This is a genomic window from Streptomyces sp. NPDC096311, assembly GCF_044763085.1.
Classification (GTDB): Bacteria; Actinomycetota; Actinomycetes; order Streptomycetales; family Streptomycetaceae; genus Streptomyces.
Genome location: NZ_JBIWFN010000002.1, coordinates 467726 through 488616, shown reverse-complemented (window position 1 = coordinate 488616; position 20891 = coordinate 467726). Strand labels below are relative to the sequence as shown.

Sequence of the window (20891 nt, the reverse complement as noted above, 5' to 3'; positions counted from 1 at the left end):
TGGGGACGCAGCGTAAGCCCGTTCGGTTCGCCCGGGTACCGTGACCGGGCTCACTCGGCGCCGCGGAAGCGCAGGTGGGAGGTGCTCACACCGTCACCGCACCGGGCCGTGAAGCCCCGGAAAACACCTGACACGCCCGTGCAACCGCGCCGCAACCTCGTGCCGTCACCATCGGTCCATGACGGCGTCGAACCCTTCTCACGACGAGTCCAGGACCCTGCCCCACTCTCGGTTCCGCCCGAGTGCGGGGACCCCCATCGGCGGGCAGCCGCTCGGTGGCGCCCACCTCGACAGTACGGCGCAACTCATGAACGCGATCACCAGCCAGCTCGGCAGTCAGCTCAGCCTCGTGTCGCTGAACGGGGCCCGCCGCCCCGCGCCGCCGCCGCTCGTCCTCGTCGCGCACGGCAGCCGCGACCCGCGCGCGCTGAGCACCGTACGCACCTTGACCGAGCGCGTCCGCGAGCTGCGCCCGCACCTGTCCGTGCACCTCGGCCACATCGAGCTCAACGAACCGCTGCTGGCCGATACGCTCGCCTCCCTCGACGCCGAGGACGCCGCCGACGGTGCCGTTCTCGTGCCGCTGCTGCTCAGCCGCGGCTACCACGTCAAGCGGGACATCCCCGAGGCCGCGGCCGCCGTACCGGGACTGCGGGCCCGCATCGCCGCCCCGCTCGGCCCGCACCCGCTCCTCGTCGAGACGCTGTACGCGCGGCTCGTCGAGGCCGGCTGGCGGACCGGGATGAGCGACGCGGCCCGGCGCGCCGGCGGGGTCGTGCTGGCCGCCGCGGGCTCGCGCGACCCGGAGTCGATCACCGACACCCGCCGCACCGCCCAGCTGCTGGCCGAACGCCTCGGCGTGCCCGTCGTCCCCGCGTACGCCTCCGCCGCCGCGCCCACCGTCGCCGCCGCCGTGCGCGCCCTGGCCGCGCGTGGCCGCCACCGCATCGCCGTCGCCTCCTACTTCACCGCGCCCGGCCGCTTCGCCACCGAGTGCGCCGCGGCCGCCCCCTGGATCGCCGCCGCCCCGCTGGGCACCCACGCCGCGATGGCCCGCCTGGTCCTGCACCGCTACGACCAGGCCGTGGCGACCCCCGAACCGGCGCCGGAACGCGAGCTGGCCTCGGCCTGATCCACGCCTCCTGGCGGTAGGCCACGCCCCGTTTGTCACCGCCTGCGTTTACTGTCGGGTACATGGACGGCACTGCGAAGGCACCGACGGCATACGACGACCCCGCCACGCCGGGCGCGTACGACATGTACGACGAGTCGTCCGTCGAGCGCTGGGCCGCCGAGCCCGACAAACGCCCCGGCCGCACCGCCTTCCAGCGCGACCGCGCACGCGTGCTGCACTCCTCCGCGCTGCGCCGCCTCGCGGGCAAGACCCAGGTCGTCACCCCCGGCACGCGCAGTCAGGCCTGGGACGCGAGCGCCCGCACCCGTCTCACCCACTCCCTGGAGTGCGCCCAGGTCGGCCGCGAGCTCGGCGCCGCCCTCGGCTGCGACCCCGACCTCGTCGAGGCGGCCTGCCTCTCCCACGACCTCGGCCACCCGCCCTTCGGACACAACGGCGAACAGGCGCTGAACGAGTTCGCGCAGGACTGCGGCGGCTTCGAGGGCAACGCGCAGTCGCTGCGCCTGCTGACCAGGATCGAGCCCAAGCGCTTCGTCCACGCGCAGGAGACGGGCGAACTCGTCAGCGTGGGACTGAACCTCACCCGCGCCGCCCTCGACGCCGCCACCAAGTACCCCTGGCCGCGCGGCGCCCACCCCACCGACCCCGCCTCGCCGAAGTTCGGGGCCTACGAGGACGACCGGCCGGTCTTCGACTGGGTCCGCAAGGGCGCCCCCGGCACCCGTACGTGCTTCGAGGCCCAGGTCATGGACTGGTCCGACGACGTGGCGTACTCGGTGCACGACGTCGAGGACGGTCTGCACGCCGGTCACATCGACCCCAACTGCCTGCACGCCGAGCCGGAACGCGAGGAGATCTTCGAGGTCGCCATCGGCCGGTACGTGCCCGCGGACACCGACCCGGCCGAGCTCTCCGCGGCCCTCGACCGGCTTCTGGAACAGGAGTGGTGGCCGCACGGGTACGACGGATCGGCCGTCGCGCAGGCCCGGTTGAAGGACGCCACCAGCCAGCTCATCGGCCGCTTCTGCCTGGCCGCCGAGGGCGCCACCCGCACGCGGTACGGCACCGGCCGGCTCACCCGGTACGCGGCGGAGCTGGTCGTCCCGCGCGCCGCCCGCCACGAGTGCGCCGTCCTCAAGGCCGTCGCCGACCGGTACGTCATGCAGCGTGCCGAGCAGGAGCGGCTGCGCGCCGATCAGCGGATCGTCGTCGCCGAGCTGGCCGAGGCGCTCACCGCCCGCGCCCCGGACGGTCTCGACCCGCAGTTCCGGGCGCTGTTCGACGAGGCCGGGGACGATCGTGCGCGCAAGCGGGTGATCGTCGACCAGATTGCTTCGCTCACCGACGCCTCGGCACGTTCACTGCACCTCAGGCTCACCACCCGCCCCACAGGCGGCGGCGGAGTGTGACCCTGCGTGGCCTGATCGGGCCACTCCCTCTTCCCGCATCACGCTGCGTGCGGGACGCTCGCCTGGCGACAACGTTACGAGGAGGCATCAAGTGGTCGACGCGGATCAGACATTCGTCATCGTCGGAGGAGGCCTGGCCGGCGCCAAGGCGGCCGAGACGCTCCGAGCGGAGGGTTTCACCGGCCGCGTGATACTGATCTGCGACGAACGTGACCACCCTTACGAGCGCCCGCCGCTCTCCAAGGGCTACCTGCTCGGCAAGGAGGAGCGGGACAGCGTCTTCGTGCACGAACCCGCCTGGTACGCGCAGAACGACGTGGAGCTGCACCTCGGCCAGACCGTCGACGCCATCGACCGCACGGCGAAGACCGTCCGCTTCGGCGACGACGGCACCCTCGTCCACTACGACAAGCTGCTCCTCGCGACCGGTGCCGAGCCGCGCCGCCTCGACATCCCCGGGACGGATCTCGCGGGCGTCCACCACCTGCGCCGCCTCGCCCACGCCGAACGCCTCAAGGGCGTCCTGGCCGCGCTCGGCCGTGACAACGGCCACATCGTGATCGCGGGCGGCGGCTGGATCGGCCTGGAGGTCGCGGCGGCGGCCCGCGAGTACGGCGCCGAGGTCACCGTCGTCGAGCCCCATCCGACCCCGCTGCACGCGGTTCTCGGCCCCGAGCTGGGGAACCTCTTCGCCGAGCTGCACCGCGAGCACGGCGTCCGTTTCCACTTCGGGGCCCGGCTCACCGAGATCGTCGGCCAGGACGGCATGGTGCTGGCCGCCCGCACCGACGACGGCGAGGAGCACCCGGCCCACGACGTCCTGGCGGCCATCGGGGCGGCGCCGCGCATCGGGCTCGCCGAGGCCGCGGGCCTGGAGATCGCCGACCGCGCGTACGGCGGAGGTGTCGTGGTCGACGACCGCCTGCGCACCTCCGACCCCGACATCTACGCCGCCGGTGACGTCGCCTCCTTCCCGCACGCCCTCTTCGACACCCGGCTGCGTGTCGAGCACTGGGCCAACGCCCTCAACGGCGGACCGGCGGCGGCCCGCTCGATGCTGGACCGCGGCGCGGTGTACGACCGCGTGCCCTATTTCTTCTCCGACCAGTACGACGTGGGGCTCGAGTACTCGGGCTGGGCACCCCCGGGGACGTACGACGAAGTGGTGATCCGGGGCGACGCGGGCAAGCGCCAGTTCATCGCCTTCTGGATGAAGGACGGGCGGGTGCTGGCCGGGATGAACGTGAATGTGTGGGACGTCACGGAAACCGTCCAGCGGCTGATCCGGTCCCGGGCCCAGGTGGACACCGAGGCGCTGGCGAACCCGCACGTACCGCTGGAGAGCCTTGTCCCCTGACCGATCAGAGGTCCCCGCGGCGAACGGCGGCCATCGACTGTCGCACCACCCCCGGCCGCGATTCCCGGGGGGCTACCCCCGGCCCCCCGGCCGGGGGCGTTCGCCTCGCCCCAGGAGTGTCAGTCCGGCCCCGTAGAATCACCTCGTGGCTGGAAGGATCAACGACGAGGACGTGAAGGCGGTTCGGGACGCGGTCCCGATCGACGCCGTCGTGTCCGAGTACCTCCAGCTGCGCAACGCGGGCGGCGGAAACCTCAAGGGTCTGTGCCCCTTCCACGACGAGAAGTCCCCGTCCTTCCAGGTCAGCCCGAGCAAGGGTCTCTTCCACTGCTTCGGCTGCCAGGAGGGCGGCGACACCATCACGTTCGTGATGAAGGTCGACCACCTCACCTTCTCCGAGGCCGTCGAGCGCCTCGCCGGGCAGGCCGGCATCACCCTGCGCTACGAGGAGGGCGGGTACAACCCCGCCCACCAGCGCGGCGAGCGGATCCGCCTGGTCGAGGCGCACAAGATCGCCGCTCAGTACTACGTGGAGCAGCTCGACACCAGCCCCGAGGCCGACGCGGGCCGCAAGTTCCTCGCCGAGCGCGGTTTCGACCAGGCCGCCGCCGCGCACTTCGGCGTCGGCTACAGCCCCCAGGGCTGGGACCACCTCACCCGCCACCTGCGCGGCAAGGGCTTCACCGACAAGGAGCTGCTCCTCTCCGGCCTCTCCCAGGAGGGCCGCCGGGGCCCCATCGACCGCTTCCGCGGGCGCCTGATGTGGCCGATCCGCGACATCGGCGGCGAGGTCGTCGGCTTCGGCGCGCGCAAGCTGTACGAGGCGGACAACGGCCCGAAGTACCTGAACACGCCCGACACCGCGATCTACCGGAAGTCCCAGGTCCTCTACGGCATCGACCTCGCCAAGAAGGACATCGCCAAGGCCAGCCGCGCGGTCGTCGTCGAGGGCTACACCGACGTCATGGCCTGCCACCTGGCCGGCATCACCACCGCGATCGCGACCTGCGGCACGGCGTTCGGCGGCGACCACATCAAGATCCTCAGACGCCTCCTGATGGACAACGGCTCGGCCCGTGTGATCTTCACCTTCGACGGCGACTCGGCGGGCCAGAAGGCCGCCCTGCGCGCCTTCGAGGACGACCAGAAGTTCGCCGCCGAGACGTACATCGCCATCGCGCCGGACGGCATGGACCCCTGCGACCTGCGCCTCGCCAAGGGCGACGAGGCGGTCGCCGACCTCGTCGAACCCCGCACGCCCCTCTTCGAGTTCGCCCTGCGCCAGATCATCCTGCGCTACGACCTGGAGACCCCGGCGGGACGCGCGGCGGCCCTGGACGAGGCGGCGCCCATCGTCGCCCGCATCAAGAACAGCGGCGCCCAGCACGAGGTCGCCGTGCAGCTCGCCGGCATGCTCGGCATCCTGGACACCCAGTTCGTGGTCAAGCGGGTGGCCCAGCTGGCCCGTTGGGCCCGCGACCGCGGCGGCAAGGGCCCGGCCCCCGCGGGCGGCCAGCGCCCCCAGCAGGCGTACGCCGCCGTCCGGACGCCCGCGGGCGGCCCGGCGCTCGTCCTCCGCAATCCCGTCTACGCCACCGAGCGCGAGCTGCTCAAGCTCGCCCTCCAGCGGCCCGAGCTGGTCTCCCCGGCCTTCGACGCCTACGGGATCGACGAGTTCACCGCCGCGCCCTACGCAGCCGTACGCCTGGCGATCATGGAGTCGGGCGGCGCCGAGTACGGCACGCAGGACCCACAGGAGTACCTGGTCCGGGTCCGCGAGGCCGCTCCGGACGACGTGGTCCGCTCCATGGTCACCGAGCTGGCCGTCGAGGCGATCATGCGCAAGACCGTCGACGAGACCTACGCGGGCGACCAGCTCGTCATGGTCCGCCGCCGCGCCGTCGAGCGCCGCATCGTGGACGTCCAGGGCGCCCTGTCCCGCGCCAGCGCCCACGGCGACCCGGCCCAGCTGGCGGCCGTGCAGAACGAGTTGTGGGTGCTCCAGCAGTACGGACAGGCGCTGCGCGAGCGGGGCGCGGAGGCGCTCTGAGGCCGCCCCTGCCCGGTCCGAGGGCCGGGCTGCCCGGATGGGCCCGGCGCACATGCCAATCCCGTACGCCGTTCAATCGGTTTCGCGCGCGCTGAGCTGCGCACTCGGAGGGCACGGTAACCACCGGGTCACGGACCGGACGCAAAAAGTCACCGCACGCCCCTCGTGGCGGCGATGTGTCGTACTCCACACTGGGTTCCGGTGCCTGAGTCCTCGGAGCGCGGCCGACCCGCACGCGACGGGTTTCCGATTCCCGCGGTTCCGCCAAACGACTACGGGATGGACAGCGGCGAGGCCGTCGACCCCATCCCCGACGTACCGCTGCCGCACGCCTCAGCAGCGACATTCCTGGAGGTCGCCCCCGTGCAGACCCAGACCCTCACACAGACCGACAACCTCACGGACGCGGATACGGACGCCGAGCCCGACGTCGTCACGGCGGTGCCCCCGCAGCGGGGTGCCGCGCACCACCCCGAGACGGAGCCGGACGGTCCGGCGGCGGACGCCGTCGAGGCCGAGGCCGAGCCCGTGGAGGTCGAAACCGAGGCCGAGGCCCCGGAGCCCGTCGCACTGCCCCGGGGACGCGGCACGGACACCGGAGGCCCCTCCTCGGACCTGTTCCGCCAGTACCTGCGCGAGATCGGCCGCATTCCGCTGCTCACCGCGGCGGAGGAGGTCGAACTCGCCCGTCGCGTCGAGGCCGGACTCTTCGCCGAGGAGAAGCTCCGCCTCGCCCCCGACCTGGACAGCCAGCTCGCCCTCGACCTCGACAAACTCGTCGTCATGGGCCGCATGGCCAAGCGCCGCCTCATCGAGGCGAACCTGCGCCTCGTCGTCTCGGTCGCGAAACGCTATGTGGGCCGCGGGCTCACCATGCTCGACCTGGTCCAGGAGGGGAACCTCGGTCTGATCAGGGCGGTGGAGAAGTTCGACTACGCCCGTGGGTACAAGTTCTCGACGTACGCGACCTGGTGGATCCGGCAGGCCATGTCACGGGCGCTCGCGGATCAGGCCCGTACGATCCGGGTCCCCGTCCACGTGGTCGAGTTGATCAACCGGGTCGTGCGGGTCCAGCGGCGGATGCTGCAGGAGCGCGGCTACGAACCGACGCCGGACGAGGTCGCCGCGCACCTCGACCTTCCCGGTGAGCGGGTGAGTGAGGTGTTGCGTCTTGCCCAGGAGCCGGTGTCGTTGCACGCGCCGGTGGGGGAGGAGGACGACGTCGCGCTCGGCGACCTGATCGAGGACGGGGATGCCACCTCTCCGGTGGAGTCCGCGGCCTTCCTGCTCCTGCGGGAACACCTGGAAGCGGTGCTGTCCACGCTCGGCGAGCGTGAACGCAAGGTCGTCCAGCTCCGGTACGGGCTCGCCGACGGCCGCCCCCGCACGCTCGAGGAGATCGGCCGCATCTTCGGCGTCACCCGCGAACGCATCCGCCAGATCGAGTCCAAGACCCTCAACAAACTGAGGGACCACGCCTTCGCGGACCAACTCCGCGGCTACCTGGACTGACCCGGGCCGCGGGGTGGTCCACAGCGGGGCGGAGCCTCCAAGGACGGGACGGGTAGGGGCGGCGGGGGCGAGGAAACACCTCCCCGCACCCCTACCCATCCTCAGCCCCTAGTCGACCTCGGCCACCGCCTGGGCGAACTGCGCCTTGTACAGGCGCGCGTACGCCCCGTTCGCCGCCAACAGCTCCGCATGCGCGCCCTGCTCGACGATCGACCCGTTCTCCATCACGAGGATGGTGTCCGCGTCCCGGATCGTGGAGAGCCGGTGGGCGATCACGAACGACGTCCGCCCGTGCGCGAGCTTCGCCATCGCCTTCTGGATCAGCACCTCCGTACGGGTGTCGACGGAACTGGTCGCCTCGTCGAGGACGAGGATCACCGGGTCGGACAGGAACGCCCGCGCGATGGTGATCAGCTGCTTCTCGCCCGCGCTGACCCCCGTCCCCTCGTCGTCGATGACGGTGTCGTAGCCCTCGGGGAGCGTACGGATGAAACGGTCCGCGTGCGCGGCCCGCGCCGCCTCCTCGATCTCCCCGCGGGTGACCTCACGCGAGGCCCCGTACGCGATGTTCTCCGCGATCGTGCCGCCGAACAGCCAGGTGTCCTGGAGCACCATCCCGATCCCGGCCCGGAGTTCGTCCCGGGACATGGACGCGATGTCGACCCCGTCGAGGGTGATCCGGCCGCCGGTGACGTCGTAGAACCGCATCAGGAGGTTCACCAGCGTGGTCTTGCCGGCACCGGTCGGGCCGACGATCGCCACCGTGTGGCCCGGCTCCACCTTCAGCGACAGGTCCTCGATGAGCGGCGTCTCGGGGTCGTAGCGGAAGGACACGTTCTCCAGCGCCACCCGCCCGCGCAGCTCGTCGGGGCGCGCCGCCGGCACCGGGTCGGCCTCCTGCTCCTCCGCGTCGAGGAGTTCGAAGATGCGCTCCGCCGACGCGACACCGGACTGCACGAGGTTCGCCATCGAGGCGACCTGCGTCAGCGGCATCGAGAACTGGCGGGAGTACTGGATGAAGGCCTGGACGTCGCCGATCGACAGCGAGCCGGACGCGACGCGCAGACCGCCGACCACCGCCACCAGTACGTAGTTCAGGTTCGACACGAACATCATTAGCGGCTGCATGACCCCGCTGTTGAACTGCGCCTTGAACCCGGCCTCGTACAACTTCTCGTTCTGCTCGGCGAACTGCGCCGCCGACTCCTCCTGCCGCCCGAACACCTTCACCAGCGTGTGCCCGGTGTACATCTCCTCGATGTGGGCGTTGAGCTTGCCGGTGGTGCGCCACTGCTGCACGAAGTGCGGCTGGGAGCGCTTGCCGATGCGCGTGGCGACGAAGAAGGAGAGCGGGACCGTGACGAGCGCGACCAGCGCGAGCAGCCACGACACCCAGAACATCATCGCGAGCACGCCGATGATGGTCAGCAGGGAGTTCACCAGCTGGCCCATCGACTGCTGCAGGGTCTGCTGGATGTTGTCGATGTCGTTCGTGGCGCGGCTGAGCACCTCACCGCGCTGGCGCTTGTCGAAGTACGACAGCGGTAGCCGCGAGAGCTTCGCCTGCAGGTCCTCGCGCATGTGGTAGACGGTCTTGTTGACGGCCCGGTTCACCAGGCGCGTCGCCACCGCCATCAGCAGGCCGGCCAGCAGGAACGTACAGAGCGCGAGCAGCAGTACGTTTCCGACGGCATCGAAGTCGATGCCCTTGCCGGGGGTGAAGTCCGTCCCGGCGAGCATGTCGGCCATGCCGCCCTCACCGCGCCGCCGCATGGAGGCGAGGACCTCGGCCTTGGTGGCGCCGGCCGGCATCTGCCGCCCGATGATGCCCGAGAAGACCAGGTCGGTGGCCTTGCCGAGGATCTTCGGTCCGACCACCGAGAGCCCCACGCTCAGGACGACGGCGACCAGCATCCCGTACATGGTGACGCGTTCGGGTTTGAACTGGGCCAGGAGCCTCTTCCCGGACACCTTGAAATCCATCGAGCGCTGATCGGGGCCGCCCCCGGCCATCATGCGTCCCATGGGCCCGGCCATCAGGCGGCCTCCGCTTCCGTCAGCTGGGAGAGAACGATCTCCCGATAGGTCTCGTTGTCGGCCATGAGCTCGTGGTGACGCCCCGTGCCCACCACCCGGCCCTCGTCGAGGACCACGATCCGGTCCGCGTCCCGAATGGTCGACACCCGCTGGGCGACGATCACCACGGTCGCCTCGGCGGTCTCCTGGGAGAGCGCCGCGCGCAGCGCCGCGTCGGTCGCGTAGTCGAGCGCGGAGAAGGAGTCGTCGAAGAGGTAGATCTCGGGGCGCTGGACGAGGGTGCGGGCGATGGCGAGACGCTGGCGCTGACCGCCGGAGACGTTGGTGCCGCCCTGTGCGATCGGCGAGTCCAGGCCGTTCTCCAGCCGCTCCACGAAGCCCTTGGCCTGCGCCACCTCCAGCGCGTGCCACAGTTCCTCGTCGGTCGCGTCCGGATTGCCGTACCGGAGGTTGGTGGCGACCGTCCCCGCGAAGAGGTACGGCTTCTGGGGGACGAGCCCGACCGTCCTGGCGAGCAGCGTCGGCTCGACGGTCGACACGTCCACGCCGTCGACGAGGACTTCTCCGTCGGTGGCGTCGAAGAGCCGGGGCACGAGACCGAGCAGCGTCGACTTGCCGCTGCCCGTCGACCCGATCACGGCGGTCGTCTCACCCGGCCGCGCCACCAGTTCGATGGACTTCAGGACGGGCTCCTCGGCGCCCGGGTAGCGGAACCCGGCGCCGCGGATCTCCAGGTGGCCGTGGCGCCGCAGCTCCACGACGGGCGCGCTCGGCGGCACGACGCTCGACGAGGTGTCCAGGACCTCTTCGATGCGCTCGGCACAGACCTCCGCGCGCGGCACCATCATGAACATGAAGGTGGCCATCATCACGGACATCACGATCTGCATGAGGTAGGCGAGGAACGCGGTCAGGTCGCCGATCTGCATGCCGCCGCTGGCGATGCGGTGGGCGCCGAACCAGACCACGGCGATCGACGAGAGGTTCACGACGGTCATGACCATCGGGAACATCAGGGCGAGCATCCGGCCGGTTCCGAGGGACACCTCGGTCAGCTGGGCGTTCGCGGACTCGAAGCGGTCCTTCTCGTAGTCGTCGCGGACGAAGGCGCGGATGACGCGGTTACCGGTGATCTGCTCGCGCAGCACCCGGTTCACGGTGTCCAGGCGCACCTGCATGGTCCTGAACAGCGGGCGCAGCCGGCGCACGATCAGGGTCACTCCGATGCCGAGCACCGGCACCACGGCGACCAGCACCGCGGAGAGCGGCACGTCCAGGCCGAGGGCCAGCACGATGCCGCCCACACACATGATCGGCGCCGACACCAGCAGGGTGAACGTCATCAGGGTGAGCATCTGCACCTGCTGGACGTCATTGGTGGTGCGGGTGATCAGGGAGGGGGCCCCGAAGTGGCCCACCTCGCGTGCGGAGAAGGACTGCACCCGGTCGAAGACGGCGGCCCGGATGTCCCGGCCGACGGAGGACGCCGTACGGGCGCCGTAGTAGACGGCGCCGATGTTGCAGAAGACCTGGACCAGCGAGATCCCGATCATCAGGGCACCGAAGGACAGGATGTAACCCGTGTCCCCCTTGACGACACCGTTGTCGATGATGTGTGCGTTCAGGGTCGGCAGGTACAGGGTCGCGCAGGTCTGCAGGAACTGCAGCAGCACGAGGAGAGCGATGGGTTTCTTGTACGGACTGAGGTAGGTCCGAAGCAGTCGTATGAGCACGCGGCTTCTCTCGGAGTCGTCGACGGCAGTGCGGTCGGTGGTGCACCACCCCCTATCGTCGAACACTCCACCCGTGTTACCTCAACCGATTAATCCAAGAGCGGACCAAGAGCGGACCGGAACCGGACCTTGAGACGTACGTCATAGGGTCCTTGTCGGCCTCTGCGCCCACCGGAACACCCGTCCGCACCTCCTCCGCGCCCCCTATGCCCGGAACGCCCCAGGATGCGTCTGTTCCCGTACGGACACGTACTGCTGCCGTACGGCCTGACCCACGGCCAGTTCCTCACCGGGCTCCAGAATCTGGGCGACCGCACCCTGCCAGACGGGTGGCAGCTGGGGATCGAGCGTGCCCTGCGAGACGCCGAGGGCCCAGGCCGCCTGACGGGCCGCGCCCAGCGCCGCGTAGTCCGCCGGCTGGGGGACGACGACCTGCGCGCCGAACAGCGCGGGCGCCGCGGCCTGTACGGCCGGCAGCTCGGCGGCCGCCCCGAGCAGGAACACCCGCCGTACGTCCACGCCGCGCCCGCGCAGCACGTCGAGCGCGTCCGCGAGCCCGCACAGCATGCCCTCGAAGGCGGCCCGCGCCAGGTGTTCGGGCCGCATCGACTCGCGCCGCAGTCCCGCGAGCGTCCCGGCGGTGTGCGGCAGGTTCGGGGTCCGCTCGCCCTCCAGGTACGGCAGCAGGACCAGCCCGTGGGAGCCCGGCGTGGACTTCATCGCCAGCTCGGACAGGCTCTCCAGGTCGGACAGGCCGAGCAGTTCGACGGCGCCGCGCAGGGTCCGTACGGCGTTGAGGGTGGTCACCACCGGCAGATGCATGCCGGTCGCGTCCGCCAGTGAGGTGATCATCCCGGAGGAGTCGACCAGCGCCTCGGGGTGTACGGCCATCACGGACCCGGAGGCGCCGAGGGACACGACCGCGTCCCCGAGCCCGATACCGAGCCCGAAGGCCGCCGCCATGGTCTCCCCGGTGCCCGCGGAGATCAGCAGTCCCTCGGGTGTCGTCCCCGCCGCCTCGGACGGGCCCAGCACGTCGGGCAGCGTGGCCTGGTGGCCGAGCGCGAGTTCGACGAGATCCGGCCGGTAGCCGCCGGTCGCCGCCGACCAGTAGCCGGTCCCGGAGGCCCCGCCCCGGTCGGTGGTCCGCCGCATCGGCCGCCCGAGCAACTGCCACACCAGCCAGTCGTGCGCCTGCAACAGCACGGCGGTGCGCAGCGCGGCGTCGGGCTCGGTCTTGTTCAGCCAGCGCAGCTTGGTCACCGGCTGGGCGGCCTGCGGCACGTGGCCCACGGCCTGCGCCCATGCCTCGCGCCCGCCGAGCGCGTCGACGAGATCGGCTGCGGCGACCTGTGCGCGCTTGTCACCGCCGACCATGGCCGGCCGCACCGTGTTGCCCTGCGTGTCCAGCGGAACGAGCGCGTTCTGCTGCGCGGAGACGCCGATGGCCTGCACGCCTTCGAGGAGCCCGCCGCCGGCCGCCTCGCCCAGGGACAGCAGCCAGGCCTGCGGATCGACATCGGAAGGACGGCCGCCGCCCTCGGTGGTTTCCACCGGATGCGGGGCATATCCCTGCCTGAGCACGGCTCCCGTGTCCGTGTCGCAGACGACGATACGAGTGAAATCGGGCGAACTGTCCAACCCGGCGACTATCCCCATGGCGGAAATTCTGCCGTACGGCGGGGGATGGGCGCGCCGAGCCGGGTGGTAGTGACCGGCTCACGGGGTGTCCGCCGGGCCGGGGCGCAGGTCGGACGGGGTGGCGCGTTCACCGACCCCGTCAGGGATCCCCTCGCCCTGCCTGCCGTAGTCGTTCGGCTTTCGGCCGGTGGGGGCTGATCGGGTGGTTCCCCGCGCCTCTCGCGGGGCCCTAGGTGTTGCTGGTGCCCCAGTCGTCCTCGCGAGTGCCGTTGGTGTTGCGTTCGCGCAGCGAGCGGACGCGGGCGGTGACCGAGTCGGGGACGTGGTCGCCCACCTTCTCGCCGACCGTGTGGAACGCCTTGCCCGCGATCTCGCGCCCCTGCTGGGCGGCGGTCTCGGCGGTGTTGCGCACCGCGGGGTTCTGCGCGACCTGGCGCGCGGACTTCTTCAGCTGCTCGTAGCGCTCGCGCCCGGCGCGCGTGCCGAGCACGTAACCCAGAGCCAGTCCGGCGACGAATGTGAGCCGGTAGCGCATGGCGGCCACCCTTCCCTTGCGTCGGCATCGGTGCGGGGGGAACCGATTGGCGGAGCACCCCCCTGCTTGCGCTAATGTATGTGTCGCAGCGAGCACACGCCCCCTGGCGAATACCCGGGTAGGTGCGTTCGATGCAACGAGGCAATCCTCCGTAGCTCAATTGGCAGAGCAGCCGGCTGTTAACCGGCAGGTTACTGGTTCGAGTCCAGTCGGGGGAGCTCGATCTCCTGTAGCTCAATTGGCAGAGCAGCCGGCTGTTAACCGGCAGGTTACTGGTTCGAGTCCAGTCGGGAGAGCAACGGAAGAGGACCCCTCAGGGGTCCTTTTTCATGTCCGGCGGAACCGCGCAGGCCATGCCGAAGTCCTCATGGTCATGCGTTGCCGACCATCCGAAGCAGGAGATCGTATGAGCGGCTATGCTGCGGCAGACGGCGCGCACAAATGTGCGCGACGCGCCGTAAGGGGCGGTAGCTCAGCCGGTTAGAGCAGCGGACTCATAATCCGTCGGCCGTGGGTTCGAGTCCCACCCGCCCCACTCCGCGCTACGCGGGCAGAATCGATCTGACCAGTACCTTCGCTGGTCGGAGACGAACCCGTGAGGGTCTTGGCGGCCCTTGGTGGTCATGCTGTCACGACCGGCAGGACAAATTCGGGACGCAGGTCACACGGCGGGACGCAATCCCTCGTCCGGGTCAACGCCGTCGGTCGGTGGCGGCTGTTGAGGCAGGATGAAGGTGTCGGCTGCCTGCCCCTCGGGCCGGGCGATGAAGCAGCGCAGAAGTGCGAAGTGAGAACGCCGGTCTTCCGAGTAACGATCGGTCAGGTTCTCGGTACGCAAGATCTCGTAGTCGAAGCCGACGCAGTACTTCCGGATCCACTTGGTGGCGGCGTCGACGGTCTGCTCCTGGCTCTTGCCAACAGTCCGGATCTCGCGGAGGACTTCGCCGTCGTGTCGGACCTTCGGGCGCACATCCCAGGCGCCTCCGGTGTGCCGAGCGGCATGTGCGTAGCTACCGGCCCTTCGTGGGCACCCCCCCCGGCCACGGCCGCGTCAGCCCGAGGCGCCGGTGTGCCCGCGCACCTTCATGAACCATCGGACCGGGTGCCGCGTCATCCTGGTGTGCGGCCCGTGCCGGGTGGAGCTGGGCGAGGGAGAGCAAGGGGACAGATGACGGCAGGTGAAGTGGTCGGTTTCGTACTGGCCGTGTTGGCGGGCCTGCTGTGTCTGTGGGGCGGTGTGCGGGAGGCGCGGCTGCAAGCGCGGCTGCGTCGGTACGGCGTACACGCCGAGGGGGTGGTGGTGGACCAGTATCTGGCGCCGTCGGACGAATTTGATTTGACGCCCGTCATCGAGTTCACCGACCGGCAGAGCCGACCCGTCAGGTTCACGCCCGTGGCGACGGGGAAGCGGATGGGGATGGACCTTGGAACCCATGTGCCGGTCGTCTATCTGCCCGAACGCCCCGAGAATGCAAGGGTGTTCACCCGGAAGCACCTCCGACCCACGGTCATCAGCCTGCTTACCGGAAGCGTGCTCTTCCTCGGCGCCGCGGTGTGGGTCGTGCTCACCAGCTGAGTTTGTTCCCCCTCCTCGTTCTCACTGACGGATCCACGGCCGGATCGCGGCGACGGTGACCGTGCCGTGCCGTGCCGTGCCGTGCCGTGAGAGACGAACGCTCTCTTGCCCCTCCAGAACCCGTTCGGCTCGGCCTGTGTGATCACCGCGGCGGCTTCGCACGACCCTGCATCCGCCCTGGTGGCCGCTGACGGGGCGGTGTTGGGCCTTCCAGGTGGCGAACGCGTGCTCGATCAGGGCCCAGCGTTCGTCAGAAGCCGTTCTTGCGGGACTGGCGGTCGCTCACGGTCTCTGAAGGCGTCGGCCCGGAACGGTCACTTCCTTGGTGTCGCCTCGGCGTCGAATGCGCGCTGGCGGTCGCGGATTTCGTCGTGGTGGTTGGCGGACCACGCGGCCAGGTCCAGGACGGTGGAAAGGAGTGAGGTGCCCAGGTCCGTCAGGGAGTACTCGACGCGGGGCGGGACTTCCGCGTAGGCGGTGCGGTTCACGAGCCCGGCGCGCTGGAGGTGCTTGAGGGTGAGGGTGAGCATGCGCTGGGAGATGCCGGGGATCGCGTCCGCGAGGTCGGAGTAGCGGAGCGGGCCTTCGGCGAGCGTGCCGATGATCAGCACGCTCCACTTGTCGCCGACCAGGTCGAGGATCTCGCGGATGAAGTTCGTCTCCTCGCTGTCCCACTGCGCGCACGGGCCCGGCTTGCGCCGCACATCTCGCAGTACGTCGGCACGCGCCGCTCCGATCTTGCCCGAGCTCATGACTGCCGCCACTCCTCACCGCACACATGAGTGTGCCTTTTGTAACGCTTTCAAAACTAATGACGGTGGGGCTACGAACAAAAAGTGAGGACGTGGAGGCGTCGCCACACGCACGCCTCCCGAACCGTCCCGAACCCTGAGATTTCGGAGATCCCCGAGATCCGAGATCCCCCGACGCAGAGAGCGCGACCATGACTTACCTTCTCCGTATCGACTCCTCCGCCTCCGGCGACGCCTCGTACTCCCGGCAGGTCGCCGACTCCTTCGCCAAGGACTGGAGCGGAGACGTCGTCACCCGCGACCTCGCCCTCAACCCGCTCGGCCACCTGGACGCTGCCGGCATCACCGCCCGTACGACCCCTGCCGACCAGCAGACCCCCGAGCAGCGTGCGGCAGCGGCACTGCAGGACGAACTCGTCGAGGAGTTCCTGGGCGCGAGCGCCTACCTGTTCGCGGTCCCGATGTACAACTACTCGATGCCCTCGGTGTTCAAGGCATGGCTCGACCACATCATGATCGTCGGGAGGACCTTCGGAACGGGCGACGCCGGCCCCGTCTCCGGCCGCCCGGCCGTCCTCGTCTCCGCCCGCGGCGGCGGTTACGGTCCCGGCAGCCCGCAGTACGGCAAGGACTTCGTCGTTCCCGCCCTGGAGACCATCCTCGGCGACGCGCTGGACCTCGACGTCCGCACCATCACTCCCGAGCTGACGTACGCGCTCGTCATGGAGCCGCTGAAGCACCTGGTCCCGCTCCACGAGACCTCCCTCGCCGAGGCCCACGACCTGGCCCACCGCTACGCCGCGGACCTGTCCCCGGTGGCCTAGGCCACCAGGACCGACAGGCCCTGATCCGGGCTCGCGCAGCGCCACGATGCGCGACGCCCCGAAGAGCGATGCCCCACGGGCAGTCACGAATATCGGGTCCATTGGCGGATCCATTGGCGGAATACACCCGCGGCCTGACAGCGGCCGCGCATCGCCGTCACATGCCGAACGGACTCACGCAGCCTTCACCATCCAGCACCATCCAGCACCGTCAAGGAGGAATTCTCATGACAAAGACCCTGGCCGAGGAGACCGGGGCGACCCGCACGCTCGTTCAGGCCGTGTACGACGCGCTCCTGTCGGGCGAACCGACCACGCTCGGCGAGCTGTTCGCCGACGACCTGGTCGTGCGCCAGCCGCCGTACCTGCCCTGGGGCGGGGAACACCGCACGCTCGCCGGTGTCGCGGCGCTCACCGGGTCGATCTCCGAGCATCTGAACGTCATGAAGATGACGGTCGAGCGGATCGTGGTCGACGGCGACACCGCCATCGGACTGCTCCGTTTCCCCGACCTCAGGACCGGCGAGAACGTGGTCGTGGCCGAGGAGCTGATCGTGCGCGACGGCAAGGTCGCCGAGGCGCGGCTCTACTACCACGACACCCAGGCGGTCCCGCTGAACAGCGCACACAACCGCTAGTGAGCGGTCCCGCCCGGCGGACTGATCCGCCGGGCCGAACCGCTCACGGAGAAGGCAATGGACCGAACGGATCGCCCCAGGCGGCCTTCATGACCAAGGAGAAGAAAATGGAAGGGCTGAAGGGCAAGACCTTCATCGTGACCGGCGGCGGATCCGGAATAGGGGCGGCCACCGTACTGCGTCTGCTGTCCGAGGGGGCACAGGTCGTGGCCGGGGGCACCCGCGCCGAGGGCCTCGCGCAGACCCGCGACCAGGCCGGGGCGCTGGCGGACAATCTGCTGACCGCCCAGTTCGACCTGCGCGACGAGGCCTCGATCGAGTCCTTCGTCGCCAAGGCCACCCAATCGTTCGGCCGGCTCGACGGCGTCGCCAACGTCGCCGCGGCGGTCCGCCCGGATCTCATGAGCCGGGACCTGGGCGTAGACACGCTGGACGTCGACGTATGGACCGAGGTGATGCGGACCAACCTCATCGGCACCGGCATCGTCATCCGGGAAAGCCTGCCCGCCATCGTCGCCGCCGGCGGCGGCTCGATCGTCAACGTCTCCTCGGCCGGCCCCTTCCTGGGAGGCCCTGCCCCCACCGCCTACAGCGCCTCCAAGCACGCGCTGCACTCGCTGACCCGTCACACGGCTCGCACCTGGGGCAAGCAGAACGTGCGCGCCAACGCCGTCGCCCCGGGCGCGGTCCTGACGGAAGCGGCCGCGAAGGTGATGACGGACGAGGCCACGGAGGAGTTCCTGCAGGGCACCGCCCTCCCTCGCCTCGGCCAGCCGGACGACCTCGCCTCCATGCTCGCCTTCCTCCTGTCCGACGAAGGCAGCTGGATCACCGGCCAGATCCTCTCCGTCGACGGCGGCCTGACCATGCGCGAGTAGTCGTTCCGCGCACCCCGCAGCTCGCTCATGTCGCGCCACCGGGCGCGATCTGGCTGCCCGAAGCGAAGGAGCGAGAAGGGAAATCAGCTCACTTACCGCCCTTTCAAGGCGCCACGGGACACCGTGCGGCCCATGCGGCCACTCTCGCACGCGGTCGAGAGATGCGAGGACGTCCTCGACGCTGGAGACCGTCTCATGAGCGATGCGCTCATGAGGGGCGAGGGTGGCCGGTTCGATCAGGCTGGTGCGGACAGGTTGTAGCGGATGCCGGTGAGGTTTTCGGACAACTCCCACAGGTGCTGTGCCGTGGCGGGATCCTCGGCGGCGGGGTCGGGTCGGACGGGGGTCGGGTAGCCGCGCATTTCACGTAGTCCGTCAGGGCCGTAGAACTGTCCGCTGCGCGCGTCGGGGGCGGTGCTCGCGTATAGCTGTGGCAGGACTCCCATGGTCACGTTCTGCGCGAGGAGCCGGTTGCCGATGTGTCCGGCGAGGCGAGGGATTCCCCTCGGGCCGGTGGTGGCCAGGTTTGTGGCGGTGTAGCCAGGGTGTGCGAGCAGGCTGCGTACCGGGCTGCCGGCAGCGCCGAGGCGCCGGTGCAGTTCGAGCGCGAAGACGGTCTGGGCGAATTTCGCCTGCCGGTAGAACTCCTGTGGCGCGTAGTGGCGGGTGCCGTTGAGGTCGTCGAAGTGGATCCGGCCGCCTCGGTGCATCATCGAGCTGACCGTCACCACTCGTGGGTCACGGCCTGCGCTCAGGATCTCCAGCAGGAGCCCGGTCAGAGCGAAATGGCCGAGGTGCCCAGCGGCGAACTGACTCTCGAATCCCTGTGGGCTCAGGGAGTGGGGCGGTGCCATCACGCCCGCGTTGTTGATCAGCACGTCGACGCGGACCCCGTCGGCGTGCAGGGCCGTGACGAAGCCGCGCACTGACTCGAGATCGGCCAGGTCCAGGTCGCGCACCTCCAGACGCGCGCGGGGGTGTTCGTCGTGGATCCGTGCGGCGGCTTCATGTCCTTTGTTCAGGCTGCGGACGGCCATGACGACACGCGCGCCGTGCTGGGCGAGGGTGCGGGTGGTGGCCAGGCCCAGGCCGCTGTTGGCCCCGGTGACGGCGAAGGTCCGTCCGGACAGGTCGGGGACCTGGGCTGCGGTCCATTTCATGGTTCGAGCCTTCCGGTGGCACGAAGGGGCGGATGGTTCAGGGTGAGATGTGGCTGTCGTGGTGGGTGGAGCAGCCGACAGGAGGGCCCGGGAGTCGGGCGGGTTTCCAAGGGAGTTCAGGGCCCTCCTGTCGCCGGGTCCGTTGTCAGCCGTCCTGGCTGTAGCGGGCGACGGCCTCGGCGAAGTCGCCCGGAACCTCGATCAGCTCCATCAGGGCGCCGGGCACGAGCCCTTGCGCGTACACCATCCGGCTGTCGTACGGCATGGGCGCGTCGACCAGCAGCTTCGCCGAGGGGGCGGCGGCCAGGTGCTCCTCGATCGAGTCGACATTGAAGGCCAGGTGGTGCAGGCCCTCACCGAATTCCTCCAGGAACTGGGTGTACGGGGAGGGGGCACTGCCCACGGGCTCGATGATCTCCAACTCGGTGTTGCCGAGCCCGAGGAAGTGGTAGCGCGCGTTGAAGACGCCGTGCTCGCTGCCATCGACCTGGTTGTTGAGGGTCAGCTCGATGGCAGGGCGGATCTCCTCAAGTCCGTAGCGGTCTTGCAGATCCTTGACCGCGGCGCGGGCGTCGTGCACGACCTGGCCGATGTGCAGCAGGGGCGGCAGCTTGAACATGGTGATTGCTTCCCTTCCATGATGAGACTCAATCTCTCGGTGAGACTGGGTCTCACTACTACAGTATGGAGTCATGACCGAGTCGTCAACGCCGCTCCAGCCCCGCATGCGCCAAGCCATGCGGGCCGAGGTCGCCCGAGTCGCAACGGGCCTGTTCGCCGCGCGTGGCTTCGAGAACGTCACGGTGCCCGAGATCGCCGCGGCCGCCGGTGTATCGCGCGCCACCTTCTTCCGCTACTTCGGCAGCAAGGAGGACGCGGTCCTCGCCGCACTCGACGGATACGGCGCGAGGATCGCCGAAGCCCTGGCCGCTCGACCGGCCGGCGAAGACGCGTGGACGGCGCTGCGGCGCGCCCTCGACGTGATCACCGACGCTCGCAACGAGGACCCCGAAGGCGGGCTCGCGCTGGCCCGTCTGATCGAGTCGACGCCCTCGCTGCGGACGCATGAGATGGAGAAGCACCGCCGCTGGCAAGGAACGCTCAGCGGCGTACTGGCCGAACGGCTCGGCCGTGGCGAGGACGACTTCGAGACGGTGCTACGGTCGGCGGCCGCCCTGACCGCCCTGGAACTGGCCACCCTGCGCTGGGCACGGACCGACGGGGCCGACGACCTGGGCGCCCTCATCGACCAGGCGTTCCTGGTCATGCGTGCCCCCGCGCCCGATCTGATCTGACGTAACCGCTTGCACGGCCTCGGTCTTGGGCACGCCACGTGCCGCGCGGCGGCGTCACACCCTGCTGATCACCGGCACCCGCCGGCCCGCAGGCGCCCGGCCACGACAGCAGATGATGTGGCGCCTTGCCTGCTCGGCCCTCCGCCTTCTGGGTTCTCCTGGCTTGACTTGGTGAGAGAAGGATCAAGGTCCGCGCTCAGACCACCACCGAGGCGTTGATCGGTGGGGTCGCCAGGACGCCGACGGCCCCGGCCGCACTGCTGCTGACCCGGTACGAAGCCGCAGGGTACCTGCGGCTCAACCCGCCACGGCGTAGTGGGTGATGGATCGATGGGGTGGAGCCTCAGCGCGTGTGAAGG

General features: G+C 70.0%; 18 protein-coding genes and 3 tRNA genes. 13 read left to right on the top strand and 8 right to left on the bottom strand.

Annotated elements, in window-relative coordinates:
• Positions 1–307 precede the first annotated feature (307 nt).
• From ACIRA5_RS06825 to ACIRA5_RS06805, 5 genes are all read left to right on the top strand, one after another.
• Positions 308–1132 carry a sirohydrochlorin chelatase gene (locus tag ACIRA5_RS06825; RefSeq protein ID WP_403688061.1) on the top strand — a complete coding sequence of 275 codons (825 nt, stop codon included), beginning with the start codon at positions 308–310 and terminating at the stop codon, positions 1130–1132.
• 62 nt (positions 1133–1194) lie between these two features.
• Positions 1195–2544 carry a deoxyguanosinetriphosphate triphosphohydrolase gene (locus ACIRA5_RS06820; RefSeq protein ID WP_403688059.1) on the top strand — a complete coding sequence of 450 codons (1350 nt, stop codon included), beginning with the start codon at positions 1195–1197 and terminating at the stop codon, positions 2542–2544.
• Positions 2545–2635: 91 nt separating this feature from the next.
• Positions 2636–3901: an NAD(P)/FAD-dependent oxidoreductase gene (locus ACIRA5_RS06815; protein WP_403688056.1), complete on the top strand. Its 1266-nt coding sequence runs from the start codon at positions 2636–2638 to the stop codon at positions 3899–3901.
• Positions 3902–4046: 145 nt separating this feature from the next.
• Entirely contained in the window at positions 4047–5951 is a 1905-nt protein-coding gene (gene dnaG / locus ACIRA5_RS06810) for a DNA primase (RefSeq protein WP_403688053.1), read from the top strand.
• 201 nt (positions 5952–6152) lie between these two features.
• Entirely contained in the window at positions 6153–7463 is a 1311-nt protein-coding gene (locus tag ACIRA5_RS06805; RefSeq protein ID WP_403688051.1) for an RNA polymerase sigma factor, read from the top strand.
• Positions 7464–7571: 108 nt separating this feature from the next.
• Here the strand turns inward: ACIRA5_RS06805 and ACIRA5_RS06800 are convergent, their stop codons facing one another.
• From ACIRA5_RS06800 to ACIRA5_RS06785, 4 genes are all read right to left on the bottom strand, one after another.
• On the bottom strand, positions 7572–9500 hold the full coding sequence (locus ACIRA5_RS06800) for an ABC transporter ATP-binding protein (RefSeq protein ID WP_403688048.1): 1929 nt from the start codon (positions 9498–9500) through the stop codon (positions 7572–7574).
• Positions 9500–11233, bottom strand: a complete 1734-nt coding sequence (locus tag ACIRA5_RS06795; protein WP_403688045.1) for an ABC transporter ATP-binding protein — start codon at positions 11231–11233, stop codon at positions 9500–9502. Before ACIRA5_RS06795 ends, ACIRA5_RS06800 begins: the two co-directional genes overlap by 1 nt.
• A gap of 204 nt (positions 11234–11437) precedes the next feature.
• On the bottom strand, positions 11438–12892 hold the full coding sequence (locus ACIRA5_RS06790) for an FGGY family carbohydrate kinase (protein WP_403688042.1): 1455 nt from the start codon (positions 12890–12892) through the stop codon (positions 11438–11440).
• A gap of 211 nt (positions 12893–13103) precedes the next feature.
• Complete coding sequence (locus tag ACIRA5_RS06785; RefSeq protein WP_054233549.1) at positions 13104–13409, bottom strand: hypothetical protein; 306 nt, start codon at positions 13407–13409, stop codon at positions 13104–13106.
• 145 nt (positions 13410–13554) lie between these two features.
• Here ACIRA5_RS06785 and ACIRA5_RS06780 point away from each other — a divergent pair.
• The 3 genes from ACIRA5_RS06780 to ACIRA5_RS06770 all read left to right on the top strand — a co-directional run bounded on the left by ACIRA5_RS06780 (position 13555) and on the right by ACIRA5_RS06770 (position 13944).
• A tRNA-Asn gene (locus tag ACIRA5_RS06780) sits at positions 13555–13627 on the top strand.
• A 5-nt stretch (positions 13628–13632) separates the two neighbouring features.
• A tRNA-Asn gene (locus ACIRA5_RS06775) sits at positions 13633–13705 on the top strand.
• Positions 13706–13870: 165 nt separating this feature from the next.
• Positions 13871–13944: transfer RNA gene (locus ACIRA5_RS06770), tRNA-Ile, on the top strand.
• Positions 13945–14070: 126 nt separating this feature from the next.
• Here ACIRA5_RS06770 and ACIRA5_RS06765 read toward each other — a convergent pair.
• A complete protein-coding gene (locus tag ACIRA5_RS06765) occupies positions 14071–14379 on the bottom strand; it encodes a hypothetical protein (RefSeq protein ID WP_403688039.1) in 309 nt (102 codons plus the stop codon).
• A 198-nt stretch (positions 14380–14577) separates the two neighbouring features.
• On the opposite strand from ACIRA5_RS06765, the gene ACIRA5_RS06760 reads away from it, so the two are divergent.
• The gene (locus ACIRA5_RS06760; protein ID WP_403688036.1) at positions 14578–14985 is read left to right on the top strand and encodes a DUF3592 domain-containing protein; all 408 of its coding nucleotides are present in this window, start codon (positions 14578–14580) and stop codon (positions 14983–14985) included.
• A 314-nt stretch (positions 14986–15299) separates the two neighbouring features.
• On the opposite strand, the gene ACIRA5_RS06755 is transcribed toward ACIRA5_RS06760, so the two are convergent.
• On the bottom strand, positions 15300–15737 hold the full coding sequence (locus ACIRA5_RS06755; RefSeq protein ID WP_403688034.1) for a winged helix-turn-helix transcriptional regulator: 438 nt from the start codon (positions 15735–15737) through the stop codon (positions 15300–15302).
• Between the two features lie 191 nt (positions 15738–15928).
• Here ACIRA5_RS06755 and ACIRA5_RS06750 point away from each other — a divergent pair, with 191 nt between their 5' ends.
• The 3 genes from ACIRA5_RS06750 to ACIRA5_RS06740 all read left to right on the top strand — a co-directional run bounded on the left by ACIRA5_RS06750 (position 15929) and on the right by ACIRA5_RS06740 (position 18077).
• On the top strand, positions 15929–16561 hold the full coding sequence (locus ACIRA5_RS06750; protein ID WP_403688033.1) for an FMN-dependent NADH-azoreductase: 633 nt from the start codon (positions 15929–15931) through the stop codon (positions 16559–16561).
• 227 nt (positions 16562–16788) lie between these two features.
• A complete protein-coding gene (locus tag ACIRA5_RS06745; RefSeq protein ID WP_403688030.1) occupies positions 16789–17199 on the top strand; it encodes a nuclear transport factor 2 family protein in 411 nt (136 codons plus the stop codon).
• A gap of 107 nt (positions 17200–17306) precedes the next feature.
• Positions 17307–18077: an SDR family NAD(P)-dependent oxidoreductase gene (locus tag ACIRA5_RS06740; RefSeq protein ID WP_403688027.1), complete on the top strand. Its 771-nt coding sequence runs from the start codon at positions 17307–17309 to the stop codon at positions 18075–18077.
• Between the two features lie 236 nt (positions 18078–18313).
• Here ACIRA5_RS06740 and ACIRA5_RS06735 read toward each other — a convergent pair whose 3' ends face one another.
• Positions 18314–19237: an oxidoreductase gene (locus ACIRA5_RS06735; RefSeq protein WP_403688025.1), complete on the bottom strand. Its 924-nt coding sequence runs from the start codon at positions 19235–19237 to the stop codon at positions 18314–18316.
• Positions 19238–19382: 145 nt separating this feature from the next.
• On the bottom strand, positions 19383–19856 hold the full coding sequence (locus ACIRA5_RS06730; protein ID WP_403688023.1) for a VOC family protein: 474 nt from the start codon (positions 19854–19856) through the stop codon (positions 19383–19385).
• A gap of 73 nt (positions 19857–19929) precedes the next feature.
• Between ACIRA5_RS06730 and ACIRA5_RS06725 the strand changes: the two genes are divergently transcribed.
• Positions 19930–20532 carry a TetR family transcriptional regulator gene (locus ACIRA5_RS06725; protein WP_403688020.1) on the top strand — a complete coding sequence of 201 codons (603 nt, stop codon included), beginning with the start codon at positions 19930–19932 and terminating at the stop codon, positions 20530–20532.
• Positions 20533–20891 lie beyond the last annotated feature (359 nt).